The 13,714-nt window shown below is 65.0% G+C and carries 16 protein-coding genes; all 16 read left to right on the plus strand.

Going from position 1 to position 13,714, the window contains the following annotated elements; genetic code table 11:
• A partial coding sequence (locus B8115_RS23610; RefSeq protein WP_010627604.1) for a hypothetical protein occupies positions 1-1,297 on the plus strand: 1,297 nt, incomplete at its 5' end.
• 115 nt (positions 1,298-1,412) lie between these two features.
• Positions 1,413-2,459, plus strand: coding sequence for a TRAP transporter substrate-binding protein DctP (gene dctP / locus B8115_RS09755; protein WP_010627605.1), 1,047 nt, complete (start codon positions 1,413-1,415; stop codon positions 2,457-2,459).
• Between the two features lie 66 nt (positions 2,460-2,525).
• Positions 2,526-3,002: a TRAP transporter small permease gene (locus B8115_RS09760; RefSeq protein ID WP_010627606.1), complete on the plus strand. Its 477-nt coding sequence runs from the start codon at positions 2,526-2,528 to the stop codon at positions 3,000-3,002.
• A gap of 8 nt (positions 3,003-3,010) precedes the next feature.
• On the plus strand, positions 3,011-4,288 hold the full coding sequence (locus tag B8115_RS09765) for a TRAP transporter large permease (protein ID WP_238539207.1): 1,278 nt from the start codon (positions 3,011-3,013) through the stop codon (positions 4,286-4,288).
• Between the two features lie 120 nt (positions 4,289-4,408).
• The gene (locus B8115_RS09770; protein ID WP_010627608.1) at positions 4,409-5,581 is read left to right on the plus strand and encodes an amidase; all 1,173 of its coding nucleotides are present in this window, start codon (positions 4,409-4,411) and stop codon (positions 5,579-5,581) included.
• Entirely contained in the window at positions 5,562-6,707 is a 1,146-nt protein-coding gene (locus tag B8115_RS09775) for an acyl-CoA dehydrogenase family protein (RefSeq protein WP_010627609.1), read from the plus strand. The genes B8115_RS09770 and B8115_RS09775 overlap by 20 nt, the downstream gene beginning before the upstream one ends.
• 32 nt (positions 6,708-6,739) lie before the next feature.
• Entirely contained in the window at positions 6,740-7,087 is a 348-nt protein-coding gene (locus tag B8115_RS09780; protein ID WP_010627610.1) for a hypothetical protein, read from the plus strand.
• A 60-nt stretch (positions 7,088-7,147) separates the two neighbouring features.
• On the plus strand, positions 7,148-8,416 hold the full coding sequence (locus B8115_RS09785; protein ID WP_010627611.1) for a Rieske 2Fe-2S domain-containing protein: 1,269 nt from the start codon (positions 7,148-7,150) through the stop codon (positions 8,414-8,416).
• The gene (locus B8115_RS09790; RefSeq protein ID WP_010627612.1) at positions 8,413-8,907 is read left to right on the plus strand and encodes an aromatic-ring-hydroxylating dioxygenase subunit beta; all 495 of its coding nucleotides are present in this window, start codon (positions 8,413-8,415) and stop codon (positions 8,905-8,907) included. The genes B8115_RS09785 and B8115_RS09790 overlap by 4 nt, the downstream gene beginning before the upstream one ends.
• Complete coding sequence (locus B8115_RS09795) at positions 8,907-9,665, plus strand: SDR family NAD(P)-dependent oxidoreductase (RefSeq protein WP_026038021.1); 759 nt, start codon at positions 8,907-8,909, stop codon at positions 9,663-9,665. The genes B8115_RS09790 and B8115_RS09795 overlap by 1 nt, the downstream gene beginning before the upstream one ends.
• A gap of 5 nt (positions 9,666-9,670) precedes the next feature.
• The gene (locus tag B8115_RS09800; protein WP_010627614.1) at positions 9,671-10,642 is read left to right on the plus strand and encodes a PDR/VanB family oxidoreductase; all 972 of its coding nucleotides are present in this window, start codon (positions 9,671-9,673) and stop codon (positions 10,640-10,642) included.
• Positions 10,635-10,868: a 2-hydroxymuconate tautomerase gene (locus B8115_RS09805; protein WP_274517417.1), complete on the plus strand. Its 234-nt coding sequence runs from the start codon at positions 10,635-10,637 to the stop codon at positions 10,866-10,868. Before B8115_RS09800 ends, B8115_RS09805 begins: the two co-directional genes overlap by 8 nt.
• A 33-nt stretch (positions 10,869-10,901) precedes the next feature.
• On the plus strand, positions 10,902-11,828 hold the full coding sequence (locus B8115_RS09810) for a flavin reductase (protein ID WP_010627616.1): 927 nt from the start codon (positions 10,902-10,904) through the stop codon (positions 11,826-11,828).
• Between the two features lie 47 nt (positions 11,829-11,875).
• Positions 11,876-12,442 (plus strand): nuclear transport factor 2 family protein, encoded by a 567-nt coding sequence (locus B8115_RS09815; RefSeq protein WP_010627617.1) that lies wholly within the window; start codon positions 11,876-11,878, stop codon positions 12,440-12,442.
• A gap of 11 nt (positions 12,443-12,453) precedes the next feature.
• Complete coding sequence (locus B8115_RS09820) at positions 12,454-13,512, plus strand: maleylacetate reductase (RefSeq protein WP_010627618.1); 1,059 nt, start codon at positions 12,454-12,456, stop codon at positions 13,510-13,512.
• A 90-nt stretch (positions 13,513-13,602) separates the two neighbouring features.
• Positions 13,603-13,714: dioxygenase (locus tag B8115_RS24135; protein ID WP_370542918.1), on the plus strand; the 112-nt coding region annotated here is incomplete at its 3' end.

Consider the following 13,714-nt stretch of genomic DNA (forward strand, 5'->3'; position numbering starts at 1 on the left):
ATATCGCGAGGAGCCCGAGCCGGTCTCGCTGCTGGCCCGCTGGCTGGGCAGGCGCCCGGCGCCGCAGCGGCAGGCCGACCGCCGTACCCTGGAGGAGCGCCACCACGATGCCATCCAGGGCATCAAGCAGCGGGGGCTGGCCGCCCAGGACGAGCTCGAACAGGCCATCTACAAGAGCGCCTATCGGGTAATGAGCTCGATTGCCGCGGTCCATGGCCATATCGGCGTGGACCGCGAGGTGCTGGCGACGCTGATCGCCCGTCACGCCTGCAACGACTACGGCAGCCGTGAGATCGGCAACCTGCTGGCGCCGCACGTCGAGCGGGCCATCGAGCAGGAGGGCTACGCCCGGGTGCCCCTTGCCGACGAGCCGATCCTGATCAGCCTCAAGGGCGCTTCGGCGGCCGGCAAGAGCTCCCTACGCCACTTGCTGCGATACACCCTGCAGGATCTGGGCATTCCGCCGGAGCAGTACGGCACCATCACGCCCGATATCTGGCGCCGCCTGCTGCTCGACTATGAGACCCTGGGTGAGGCTTACAAGTACGCCGGTCGCCTGGCGGGCAAGGAGGTCAAGCTGATCGATGCCAAGCTGGACCGCTACATCCGCGACAAGGCGCAGCGGGACCGCACCATTCCCAACCTGCTGATCGACCGCTTTCGCTTCGACAGCTTCTCCTCCGACACGGTACCGCGACTGCTCGATGGCACCTACGCCAAGTACGTCTCTACCATGCACATGTACTTCATCATCACCCCGCCGGAGGCCACGGTGGAGCGGGGCTGGCTGCGCGGGCTGGAGCGCGGGCGCTACAAGGCGGTGTCGGACTTCCTGGGGCACTGCGTGGAGGCCTACGACGGCATGCCCAGGGTGTTCTTCAAGTGGATGGACAGCCCGCGACCGCGCTTCAAGTACGTGTTCCTCGACAACAGCGTGCCCAGGCACACCCCGCCGGTGGTCGTCGCCCATGGCACCCGCGAGGTGCTGCACGTGCTGGACCCCCTGGGCCTGGTCAACCTCGACCGCTACAAGAAGATCGACACCGCGGCCACCCGTCCGGAGGAGGTCTATCCCGACGACGACTCCTTGGCCGTGGCCGCCAACTGCACCTTCCTCAAGCAGTGCCTCGCCAAGGTACCGGAGGTCCGCTTCGCCGACCGCGCCAGCGGCAAGATCTACCTGAGCGCCACCGCGGGCCGCTTCACGGTGGAGGACGCCGCGCTGCTGCGCGCCAAGCGGCAGGAGCCGGAGCTGGCGGCGCTGTTTACGGCGTTGGGGGTGCTGGATCAGGCATAATGTTCGTAGTGCGAACTTGTGCGCGTTCCTTGCATTGCTTGAAATTTCATGTGATATTGAATGTATTGGGTGACACAGAAGCACCCGAACAACAACGACAAGAGAGGTAGAACCCATGACGACGAAGAACACAGTGCCGAGCGTTCGGCGCGTGGCAGGTGCCATTGGGCTGGCAGGTATGCTGACGGGCGTGGTGGCAAGCCCGCTCGTAGCGGCCAGCGAAATCACTCTCAGCTATGCCTTCATCTCGCCTTCCAGCACCTTTCCCGGTGTACAGATGGAGCGCTGGGCGGAGGAGGTGCAGCGCCGCACCGACGGTCGCGTGACCGTCAACACCTTCCCCGGCGGTACGTTGCTGTCCGCCAACAACATGTACGACGGCGTATTGAGCGGCGTCGCCGACATCGGCCTTTCGATCACCTCCTATGAGCCGAGCCGTTTCCCGCTACTCAATCTGGCTGGCAGCATCACCGGCCAGGAGGTCAACTCGACCGTTGCCAGTCAGACACTCTACGACCTGATCCAGGAGTTCCCCCCCGAGCAGTTGGGTCTCGAGGACTTCAAGGTCATCACCGCCTTCACCTCCGAGCCCGGCTATCTGCAGACCAAGGACCCTGTCACCTCCCTGGAAGAGCTGCGCGGCCAGGAGATCCGTGTGCCTGGTGACAGCACTGACGTGCTGGCGGCGCTGGGTGGGGTGCCAATAGCGCTCTCCCAGGCCGATACCGGCGAGGCGCTGCAGGCCGGTGTCGTCGATGGCTACGTGAGTTCGCGGGAAGTGCTGAGGGATCTGCGCTATGCGCGCACCGTCAAGTACGTGACCGACTACCCCCTGACCAATGCAGTGCTGGTGGCGGTCATGAACCGCCAGCGCTGGGAGTCGCTGCCCGAGGACATCCAGCAGATCATCGATGAGCTGGGTGCCGAAATGGCCTTCTTCGCCGGCGACTATCTCGATTCCCACGTCGAGGCGTCGCTGGAGTGGGCGCGCGAGGAAGAGGGCGTCGAGGTGCTTTCACTGAGCGATGAGGAGGCGGCCCGCTGGACCGAACGCCTGCAGCCGATCAACGAGGAGCGGCTGACCCGCGTTGCCGAGCTGGGCCTGCCGGCACATGAGTTCCATGAGCGTATGCTCGAGCTGTTTGAGCAATATCAACAGTAGGACCAGCAGTAGCGACAGGTGCCCGGGCTTCGGCCCGGGAAACATTCGACACGATGGGTCTGGCTCATGAACAGGTTCTCTTTTCTGATCGGTCGGCTATTGCTCGTCCTCGCCGGGACGGCCTTGCTGGCGATGATGCTGCTGGTGGTGACCAATATCGTCATGCGCCAGGTCGCCTCCTCGTTCGGTGGTACCACCGAGGTGGTGGGCTGGCTGACGGCGGTGGTGGTGTCGTTCTCACTGGCCTATGCCCAGGCCACCAAGGCGCACATCGAGCTCGACATGCTGGTGGCTCGAATGCCTCAGGGGGTGCAGCGTCTCGTACAGACCCTGGTGGCGGTGGCGAGCCTGCTGTTCTTCGCCATGGTGGCCTTCAAGCTCTGGGAGTACGGCATCCTTGCCATGCAGCGCGGCACCGTCTCGCAGTCTCTGCGCCTGGTCATCTATCCCATCATCTACATGGTCGCCTTAGGCTTCACCGCGTTCTGCCTGGTGCTGCTGGTGGACGTGCTGGAGTGCCTGACTCGGAGTAAGCAAGCATGAGTTTCACCATGTTGGCCATCGTAGGGGTGCTGGCGCTCTTCCTGCTGATCGTGCTGAAAGTGCCAATCAGCTTTGCCATGTTCATCGTCGGCTTCTTCGGGATGCTGCACATCACCAGCCCCATGGCGGCGTACAACATCATCAGCTCGGGGATCTGGGAGCAGCTCTCCTCCTACTCCTTGAGCGTCATACCGCTGTTCATTTTCATGGGGGAGCTGCTGTTCCGCTCGGGAATCACCGAGAAGCTCTTTGCTGCCTCATACGCCTGGACCGGCCATCGTCAGGGCTCCATGGCCACGACGACGATCCTGAGCAGTGCCGGGTTCGCCGCGGTGTGCGGTTCCAACACGGCAACGGCCGCTACGGTAGGCACCATTGCCCTGCCGGAAATGAAGAAGTTCGGCTACCAGAAGGCGCTGAGCGCCGGCAGCGTCGCCACCGGCGGCACCCTGGGCATCATCATTCCGCCGAGCGCCGTGCTCATCGTGATCGCGCTGCAGGCCGAGCTGGCCATTCGCGACCTCTTCATTGCCAGCATCGTGCCCGGCCTGGTCCTGATGCTGCTGTTCGTGCTGACCATCGCCTTCCTGTGCTGGCGTAACCCGGAGATGGCTCCGGCCGGCGAACGTTCCAGCTGGAGTGTGCGCATGGCCTCTCTCAAGGGCGTGCTGGAGATATTCGCGCTCTTTACCCTGGTGCTGGGAGGGCTCTTCGCCGGTTGGTTCACCTCCACCGAGGCGGCGGCGGTTGGCTGCGTGGGGGCCATCGCCATCATCGGCCTGCGCGGACGGTTCTCATGGGCGGTGCTGCGGGACTCCTTGAGCAACACCCTCAGAACCTCCGCCATGATCCTGATGCTGGTGGCGGGTGCGGTGGTGTTCGGTCGCTTCCTGACCGTGACACGGCTGCCCTTCCTGGTCGGCGAGTGGGCCGCGGCGCTGCCCCTGCCGGCGGTGCTGGTCATGGCCTGCGTACTGCTGATCTACGTGATCGGTGGGGCACTGATGGACGCCATGGGTTTCTTGATCATCTCGATTCCCATCTTCTTCCCGGTGGCGCTGGTGCTGGGCTACGACCCGATCTGGTTCGGCATCATGGTCTGCATCGTGACCAGCATGGGAGCGATCACGCCGCCGGTGGGGGTCAATGCCTTCATCGTCAAGAGCCTCGACCCCGAGCTCAGTTTCGGCGAGATATTTCGCGGCGTCGGCTACTTCATGTCGCCTTACCTGATATGCATCGCGCTGCTGCTGCTGGTGCCCGAGATCGTGCTGTTCGTCCTCTGAAGTGACGAAGGACGATAGATAGTTAAGCGACTGGAGTCAGGCAGGAAGGGCAGCCAAGAAACGCAATAGTGTGTCATTAAATACTTGAAATTTCATGTGATAAATAAATAAAAGGCTGCCATGTCATCTCTCATCCAAGCTCTCGACCTCGGCACGGGCCCCAAGCGAGTCGTGGTCAAGGACAGTATCGATATCGCCGGCTATCCGACCCGGGCCGGCTCGGCGGCGCTGGCCGGTGTGCCGGCGGTAGAGAGGCATGCCGAGATCGTCGAGCGCACGCTGGCAGCCGGGTATCGCATCGTCGGCAAGGCCAACCTGCATGAGCTGGCGTTCGGCATGACCGGGCTCAATGCCTGGACCGGTACTCCCGAGAATCCGCGTTTCCCGGCGCTGATCCCGGGTGGGTCTTCCAGCGGCTCGGCGACGGCAGTTGCGGCGGGCCTGGCCGAGATCGGAATCGGCACCGACACGGGTGGCTCGATCCGGGTGCCGGCGGCCTGCTGCGGTGTATACGGGCTGAAGCCCACCTTCGGCCGGCTCGGGCGTCGTGGCGTCATGCCAGCGCACAGCAGCCTCGACTGCGTGGGACCGCTCAGCGCCGACCTCGACGAGCTGATCGCCTTCATGACGGCCGTGGATGCCGGATTTGCGGTCGGCGAGGGCGCGGCGATGCCGAGCCTGTGCTGGCTGGAAGTCTCGGCCGATAGCGCGATTCTCGCTGCGGTGGAGGCGTGCCTCGTAGGTGCCGGGCTGGCCGGCAAGAAGAGCGTCTTGCCGCTGATGGACGAGGCCTATCAGGCGGCCATGGCGCTGATCAACCGCGAGACCTACGCGGCCTGTGCCGCCTGGCTCGATAGCGGCCGGCTGGGGTGTGACGTGGAGCGGCGCCTGCGGGCGGCCGCCGAGACCACCGACGCCGAACTGCGCGAGGCCGAAGCGGTGCGCCTGGCCTTCACTGCCAGCGTGGACCGGCTGCTCGAGACTTACGAGGTGCTGGCGCTGCCGACGCTGCCGCACTTTCCGCTGACCCGCGTGGCGGCCGAGGAGGGGCGGCAGGATCTGAGCGTCTCTTCCCTCGTGCGGCCCTTCAACCTTTCGGGGCATCCCGCCCTGAGCCTGCCTCTGCCCCCGAGCCGGGGTCGGCCGGTGAGCCTGCAGCTGATCGGCCGGCGTGGCGATGACGCCGGTGTCTGCCGGGCCGCGCGCCATTTGGTCGTGCGCTATTTGGTCGGCACTCGGCCTGCCGAGGCCATTCAAACAACAGGAGAAGCCCATGCACAGCCAGGTCGATAAAGCCCAATGGGGCGGAGAGGGGCGCTTCGATGCGCTGCTCGACAATATCCGCCGGCGGCGAGAAGAGTTCGAAGCACGCCGACACATCTCGCCGGACATCATCGAGGAGTTCCAGGCCATCGGCGTCTACCGCGCCATGGTGCCGGCCAGATACGGCGGCGATGAGAAATCCCCCGCCGAGTTCCTGAAGATGGTCGAGGCCATTTCGGCGGCCGACGGCTCCGCCGGCTGGGTGGCCAGCTTCGGTATGAATCCCGCTTACCTGGCGGCTCTACCCGAGGAGACCATCACCCAGATCTGGAATGACTCTCCCGACGTGGTGTTCGCGGGTGGCATCTTTCCGCCTCATCCCGCCGAGCGGGTCGACCGCGGCTTTCGCATCAAGGGACGCTGGAAATTCGCCAGCGGCTGCATGAGCGCCTCGCTGTGCGGCGTCGGGATCCAGCCCGACGAGCCCGGTGCCCTGCCGCGCATGGCGGTGCTGCCCCGCGAGCAGGTTCGCATCGATCCCACCTGGGACATGCTGGGCATGGTCGCCACCGGCAGCCACGACCTGGTGGTGGACGAAGCCTACGTCACCGAGGAGTGGACCTTCGTGCGTGGTGCCAAGGCCACCATCGACGCGCCCTTCTTCCGCTACCCCGCGCTGGCCTTCGCCGCCCAGGTGTTGGCGGTCACCACCCTGGGGCTGGCGCGGGAGGCGCTGGACGTGGTGCGGGCCATGGCCGGAGGGCGCAAGTCGGTCACCGGGGCGCCCAATCTGGGCGAGCGCGAGTACGCCCAGATCGGCCTGGCCAAGGCCGAGGCCCAGGTGCTTGCCGCCCGTGCCTTCTTCTATGACAGCACCGAGTCGGCCTGGAGCGCCGTCGAGGCCGGCGGCGAGCCGAGCCGCGAGCAGATCAACCTGCTGCGTCTCTCCGCCACCCATCTGACCCATGAGTGTGCCGCGGCCATTCGCAGCGTGTACCAGATCAGCGGCATGACCGGCGCCGACAACGATCATCCCCTGTCACGCATCCTGCGCGACTCGTTGCTGTGCACTCAGCACGCCTTCATGGGTGAGATCACCTGGAAGAACGCCGGCGCCATCTTCTTCGATCACGACCCCCTACCGGGCTATCTGTGAGCCGAAACGACAACTGGAGAAAGGAGAACACCATGATGCATCGCGTGCTGTTTTGCTGCGGTATCAACCAGAACTTCATGAACGCCACCGCCGAGGAAGCCAAGCAGGTGTGGGAGGCCACCCGCGAGATGCTGCAGGGCATCGACGGCCTGCCCGGCTTGACGATCCTGGGCATCATGGACGACGACCGCATCCAGGTCGGCCCCTCCCTCGCCGCCCCCTGGACCTTCTACATCATGGCCGACGTGGAGGATTACGAAACCATCGTCGATGCCTGCAATTTCTTCCGCACCACGCCGGTGGGCGACGGCACCTACAAGCTGTGGAAATACTGCCGGGTCGAAGCGCGCATCGGGCGCGAACTCGTCGTGCCCGAGTGACGGAAAAACCATCGGCAAGCCGTTTCGAAAAGGGCCGCCAATAGCTATCTCGAGGTCATCATGAACATCGAAAACAAGATCGACATCACCCCTCACGAACTCGTGTTCAAGGATCATATTCGCACGCCCATGTACGAGGATCCCAGGCTGTTCGAGGAGGAGATGCAGAAAATCTTCAAGAAAACCTGGGTGTGGGTCGCTCACGAAAGCGAGTTCCCCGACAAGGGTTCGTTCAGGCTCTCCCAGGTGGGGCTCGAGCCGGTGATCGTGGTGCGCGACAGGAAGGGCGCGATCCACGTCATGGTGAATCGCTGCCGTCATCGCGCCGCCACGGTGTGCGAGGTGAAGAAGGGCAAGACCTCCTCGTTCCAGTGCCCTTACCACGGCTGGGGCTACGGGCTCGACGGCTCGCTGCGGGCGCTGCCTTACCCCGAGCAGTACGGCGACGACTTCGACAAGGCGCAGCACGGCCTGCTCAAGCTGCGCACCGAATCCTACGCCGGCATGGTCTTCGCCACCTTCAATGAAGAAGCCGAGCCGCTGGTCGACTTCCTCGGTCCAGTGACCAAATGGATCGACCTGTTCATGAAGCAGGGGGCGGGCTACCCGGTCAAGGTACTGGGCGAGCATCAGTTCAGCGTGCCGATGAACTGGAAGGTCCAGCTCGAGAACACTACCGACGCCTATCACTTCCCCGTCGTGCACAAGTCCTTCCTGCAGTCGTTGGATGACGAGACCGAGGAGGTCTTCTCCTTCCTGGATCAGGGCAAGGGGTACGTCGAGGATCTCGGCAACGGCCACTCGGTGATGGTCATGATCCCCGAGCTGGTGGATCTCGACGAAAACCTCGAGGCACCGATCCCCGAGCGCTTTACGGAGCTGGCCCAGGAGCTGCGCGACGAAGGCTACCCCGATGAGCAGGTGAGGCGCATCGTGCGCGCCGTGGGCGGAGCCGGCTTCAACCTCAATCTGTTCCCCAACGTCTCGTTCTCGCTGGCCTTCTTCCGCGTGTTGACGCCGGTGAACGTCGAGCGGACCGACATTCGCCACATCGCCATCGGCATGGACGGCGGCCCGGAGGCGGCCAACCAGGTGCGCCTGCGCCTGCACGAGCACTTCCAGGGCCCGATGGGCTTCGGCTCGCCCGACGATGCGGAGGTGTGGGAGCGGGTCCAGCGCGGCACCAAGGGTGGGGCGGAGCTACCCATCCTGCTCAATCGCGGTCTCGTCGACGAGCAGCCGGGCGAGGTGGGGCCACGCGGCCATATCAGTGCCGAGACCGGCATGCGGGCGGCGTACGACATGTGGAAGAGGATGATGCAGTCATGAACGAGATGATCAAGATGGAAAAGGAGCTCTTGCTGCAGGATGCCCAGGCTTTCATCTGGGCCGAGGCGGACATTCTGGACCGTCAGGACTACGATGCCTGGCTCGCCCTGTGGAGCGACGAAGGCTTCTACACCCTGCCCATCGGTGACACCGAGGACTTCGACAACGCACTCAACCTCTGCCATGACGATGCCAAGATGCGGCGCGATCGCATCGCTCGCTTCCAGCAGGGGTTCTCGATCTCCTCGGCGCCGCCGGCCCGTACCATTCGCACGGTGTCGCGCTTCGTCATCGACAGGGCCGAGGGTGACGAAGTGACGGTGCGCTGCGCTGAGCACCTGATCGAAGACAAGTTCGGGCGCCAGCGGATCTGGGCCGCAAACCTGACCTACACCCTCATCGTCACGCCGGGCGGCTTCAAGATCCGCCACAAGGTGGCGCGCCTGCTCAACTCCGACGGGATGCTGAACTCGTTCAGCTATTTGTTCTGATGACTACGCCGACTCCTGACAAGATCCAGACGGCGGTGGTGACCGGCGGGGCGCGTGGTTTCGGCGCCGAAGCCGTACGCGCCCTGCATCGGGCCGGTTTCCGGGTGGTGATTTCGGACATCGAGCCCGAGCCGGCCGCGGCGCTGGCCGCCGAACTCGACCTGGCGGGCGACACCGCCGTATCCGTCACCCTCGATGTGTCGAAACCCGAGGACTTCCAGGCCGTGCTCGACAAGTGCATAGAGCGCTGGGGGTCGGTGGAGGTGCTGGTCAACAACGCGGCGCGCACGGCGGTGCAGGGGCTGCTGGAGATCGACCCCGCGGACTTCAATGCCGTGCTGGCCACCAACGCCGGCGGCACCTTCGCCGGCAGCCAGATCTTCGGCCGCCACTTCAAGGCGCGCGGCTACGGGCGAATCGTCAATCTCGCCTCCCTGGCGGGGCAGAACGGCGGCACGGCCACCGGGGCGCACTATGCCGCCTCCAAGGGCGCCATCCTCACGCTGACGAAGATCTTTGCCCGCGATCTCGCGCCCTTTGGCGTCACCTGCAATGCCATCGCGCCCGGCCCCATGGATACGCCCATGGTGCGTTCCGTGCTGGGCGGCAATCTCGAGCAGGCCGTTGCCAACATCCCGGTGGGCAGCCTGGGTGATCCGCATTTCGTCGCCGAGCTGGTGGCGCTGCTGGCGAGCCCCAGGGCGGCGTTCGTCAACGGCGCCTGCTGGGACGTCAACGGTGGAATCTACATGAGGTGATGCCAATGGATACCGCTAACCAACGCCTGACGCTGGCGATCGACCAGCGCATCGATGAGCCGGGCGGCATTGCCAGGCTGCGGCTGCGCTCGCTCGACGGCACTCCGCTGGCGCTCTTCACCGCCGGCGCGCATCTGGACGTGCACGTGCGCGATGGAGAGATCGACCTGTGGCGGCAGTACTCGCTCTGCTCGGATCCGCAAGTGAACGAGTTCTACGAGATCGGCGTGCTGCGCGACCCCAGCAGCCGCGGCGGCTCGGAGACCCTGCACCGAATCGCCAGGGTGGGGGAGACGCTCGAGATCGAGGGGCCGAGAAATCACTTTCCGCTGCATGAGGAGGCACCGCAGAGCCTGCTGTTCGGCGGCGGCATCGGGGTCACGCCGATGATGGCGATGGCCCGTCGCCTGCGCGCGCTGGGCAAGGACTTCACGCTGCACTACTGCACGCGCTCACGCAGCGTGACGGCCTTCCGCGGCGAGGTGGAAGCGGCCGGCCTGTCCGACTTCGTCGTCTACCACCATGACGACGAGTTCGAGACCAAGCTCGACCTCGATGCCGAACTCGCTGCGGCCAGGGAAGGGGTGCACGTCTATGTATGCGGCCCCCAGGGCTTCATGGAGTGGGTGATCTCCCGGGCCCGGGAGTTCGGCATCGGCGATGAGCGCATTCATCGCGAATTCTTCTCGGCGGACGTCGATGTCTCGGGTGACGCCTTCGAGGTGGTTGCCGAACGTTCCGGCGTCACTGTCTCCGTCGGTAGCGAAGAGACGATTGCGAAGGCCCTCGCCAAGGCCGGCGTGAAAGTGGATGTGAAGTGCGAAGAGGGCGTGTGCGGTACCTGCGTGGCCGACGTCCTCGAAGGTGAGATCGATCATCGCGATCACTTTCTCACCGAGGAGGAGAAGCAGGAGGGCGAACTGATGTGCGTCTGCTGCTCTCGGGCCAAGGGTAAACGGATCGTTCTCGATCTCTGACGAAAAGAATCCGACGACAAGAAAGGACAAGAGAATGCCGACAGTTCACGTCTACATGATGGCGGGGCGTAGCCAGGATCAGAAGGAGTCGCTGATCCGCAAGGTGACGGATGCCATCACCGAATCCATCGATGCCCCCGAAGCGAACGTGCGGGTCATCATCAGCGAGATACCCAAGAGCGACTACGGCATCGCCGGCACCACCGGCGAGAAATTAGGGCGCTGACAACGATCCCGCGTTTGGGAGGGAGAGCCGCTTATGAGCTTCGATACGAGAGATTTCCGTAGCGCGCTGGGCAAGTTCGCCACCGGCGTGACGGTGGTCACCGCGCGCGAGGGCGAGGAGAACCATGGGGTTACCGCCAGCAGCTTCAATTCGGTGTCGATGAAGCCGCCGCTGATCCTGTGGAGCATCGACAAGGGCGCCTACAGCCTGAATGCCTACCGCAACGCCGAGCATTTCGTGGTCAACGTGCTCAGCAATGAGCAGGTCGATATCTCCAATCGCTTTGCACGGCGGGGCGAGGACAAGTTCGCCGGCATTGCCATCGAGGAGGGCATCGGCGGCGTGGCCAAGGTGAAGGGGGCCGCGGCCCATTTCGAATGCCGCACGTGGAACGTCTACGAGGGCGGCGATCACCTGATCATCGTCGGTGAAGTGGTGCGCTACGCCTATCGCAACGAGGGCAGCGCCCTGGTCTTCCACAACGGGCGCTATGCCGTGCCCGAGCCGCATCCGCTGTTGCTCAGCGTCGGCGAGCGCCCGGCGCTGAACGGCCGACTGGGCAAGCACCTGCTGTATCTGATGCGCCAGGCACTGGCCGCCTACCGCAGCGATTTCTATCCGCGGCTCGGCAGCCTGGGGGTCAACGACAACGAGTGGCGGATCCTGACCCTGCTGGCAGACCGCGGCCCTCAGGCCGCCGAGGCCTTGGCGGAGCGCGTGGCCCAGCCCCAGGTGGACCTCGAGGACACCCTCGACGGGCTGCGCGAGCGCGGCTTGGTCGGCCCGGGCGAAGACGGTTGCATCCGGCTCAGCGAGGAAGGACAGGCGTTGTCGCTGCGCCTGCTGGCCATGGCCGACGACTACGAACGACGCCTGTTCGAGAACCTGGAGCCGGGCGAGGTAAGTGCGATCAAGTCGGGCCTGGGGCGCGTGATCGAACGCCTCGGAGCCCCTTTATAGCCGCCTCTGGGCGAGACCATTCCGCTGAAATAGCAAAGGAGAGAAAAATGTCGCAAGTGACGAATGCCGAACTGAAGGCCCTGGTGGCGCGTATCGAGACGTTGGAGGCCGAGGCCGAGATCCGTCGTCTCCAGGCGCGCTACATGTTCCTGTGCGACACGCCGATTCCCGAATATGGCGTGAAGAGCGATGAGGAACGCATCGAGCTGATCATGGCGCTGTATACCGAAGACGCCGTATGGGAAGGCGTAGGCGAGTACTACGACAACCAGTTCGGTCGTGCCGAAGGAGCGGCGGCGATCAGGCGCCATTTTCAGGGGTTCTGGAAGAAGGACCAGGATCCCAAGCTGCTGCTCAACGTTCACTACCTGACCTCGGAGCAGATCCACGTCAGTGGCGACGTCGCGGAGGGCCAGTGGGTGCACTGCCAGCCCTGGATCTTCTCCGATGGCAAGGCGCTGCTGCGCTCGTCGCGGCTCAACAACGCCTTCCGCAAGGAGCCCGATGGCACCTGGAAGATCACCCGCACGCGTACGGAGAACGTCTTCGTCGCCCCGCTGAAAGAGGGCTGGGCGAGCGATTACCCCACCGAGTCGGTGCTGCTTGGACCCTGAAGGAGCCTGTCATGTCGCATGAGTTCCTCTATACGGCCAATCCGGCGCGCGTGCTCTTCGGGCCCGGCAGCCTGGCCAGGATCGCCGACGAAGTGCGCCTGCTGGGTTGCCGCAGGGCCCTGGTGCTGTCGACGCCTTCCCGGCGCGAGGATGCCGAACGCCTCAACGCGCAGCTCGGCGAACTGGGGGCCGGGGTCTTCGGCGGGGCGGTGATGCACACCCCGGTTCACGTGACCGAGCAGGCCATGGCGGCGTTCGAGGACGCCGCTGCCGACTGCGTCGTGGCCCTGGGCGGGGGCTCGACCATCGGCTTGAGCAAGGCGATCGCCTATCGCAACGGTGCGCCGCAGGTGGTGGTGGCGACCACCTATGCCGGCTCCGAGGTCACGCCGATCCTGGGCCAGACCGAGAACGGCGTGAAGACCACCGTCAAGGGCGCCGCCATCCTACCCGAGGTGGTGGTCTACGACGCCGAGCTCACCTTGGGACTGCCGGTGGCGACCAGCGTGACCAGCGGCTTGAATGCCATGGCGCACGCGGTGGAGGGGCTCTATGCCAAGGACCGCAACCCCTTGACCGGGCTGATGGCCATGGAGGGGCTGCGCAGTCTCAAGCAGGCGCTGCCGGCCATCGTCGAACGCCCGCAGGACCTTCAGGCACGCAGTGATGCGCTGTATGGCGCCTGGCTGTGCGGCACCGTGCTGGGCAGCGTGGGCATGGCACTGCACCACAAGCTCTGCCACACCCTGGGCGGCAGCTTCGATCTGCCCCACGCCGAGACCCACGCCATCCTGCTGCCGCATACCGCGGCGTACAACGCCCAGGCCGCCGCCGAGGTCCTGGCGTCGGCGGCGAGCCTGTTCGGCGGCGAGCTGGGCGGCGGCCTCCACGACTTCGCCGGCTCTCTCGGGGCGCCTCTCGCCCTCGAGGCGCTGGGACTGCGCGAATCGGATCTGGACGAAGCGGCCGACCTGGCGGCCCAGAATCCCTACTGGAACCCCCGACCGGTGGAGCGCGACGCCATACGCGAGCTGCTCCAGCGTGCCTGGAGTGGCACCCGGCCTCTGTAATCACCCAGGCCCAGCCATCGAGGAGAATGGAGCATGTCCCAGATCGACTATTTCACCGAGGCGAACTCCGTCGCAGCGGTCAACGCGCGCATGGGCGAGGAGACCGATCCCAGGCTGCGTGAGGTCATGGCGTCGCTGATCCGCCATCTGCATGGCTTCGTCAAGGAAGTGGGGCTGACCCAGGCCGAGTGGGAAGCGGCTA

Origin of the sequence: Halomonas sp. KM-1 (assembly GCF_000246875.1) — a bacterium.
GTDB lineage: Bacteria > Pseudomonadota > Gammaproteobacteria > Pseudomonadales > Halomonadaceae > Halomonas > Halomonas aerodenitrificans.

Coding starts and splice junctions, on each gene's coding strand:
- B8115_RS09820 (WP_010627618.1), top strand. CDS start 12,454: ATGTCGCATGAGTTCCTCTATACGGCCAATCCGGCGCGCGTGCTCTTC.
- dctP (WP_010627605.1), top strand. CDS start 1,413: ATGACGACGAAGAACACAGTGCCGAGCGTTCGGCGCGTGGCAGGTGCC.
- B8115_RS09795 (WP_026038021.1), top strand. CDS start 8,907: ATGACTACGCCGACTCCTGACAAGATCCAGACGGCGGTGGTGACCGGC.
- B8115_RS09770 (WP_010627608.1), top strand. CDS start 4,409: ATGTCATCTCTCATCCAAGCTCTCGACCTCGGCACGGGCCCCAAGCGA.
- B8115_RS09775 (WP_010627609.1), top strand. CDS start 5,562: ATGCACAGCCAGGTCGATAAAGCCCAATGGGGCGGAGAGGGGCGCTTC.
- B8115_RS09815 (WP_010627617.1), top strand. CDS start 11,876: ATGTCGCAAGTGACGAATGCCGAACTGAAGGCCCTGGTGGCGCGTATC.
- B8115_RS09810 (WP_010627616.1), top strand. CDS start 10,902: ATGAGCTTCGATACGAGAGATTTCCGTAGCGCGCTGGGCAAGTTCGCC.
- B8115_RS09800 (WP_010627614.1), top strand. CDS start 9,671: ATGGATACCGCTAACCAACGCCTGACGCTGGCGATCGACCAGCGCATC.
- B8115_RS09765 (WP_238539207.1), top strand. CDS start 3,011: ATGTTGGCCATCGTAGGGGTGCTGGCGCTCTTCCTGCTGATCGTGCTG.
- B8115_RS09785 (WP_010627611.1), top strand. CDS start 7,148: ATGAACATCGAAAACAAGATCGACATCACCCCTCACGAACTCGTGTTC.
- B8115_RS09790 (WP_010627612.1), top strand. CDS start 8,413: ATGAACGAGATGATCAAGATGGAAAAGGAGCTCTTGCTGCAGGATGCC.
- B8115_RS09760 (WP_010627606.1), top strand. CDS start 2,526: ATGAACAGGTTCTCTTTTCTGATCGGTCGGCTATTGCTCGTCCTCGCC.
- B8115_RS09780 (WP_010627610.1), top strand. CDS start 6,740: ATGATGCATCGCGTGCTGTTTTGCTGCGGTATCAACCAGAACTTCATG.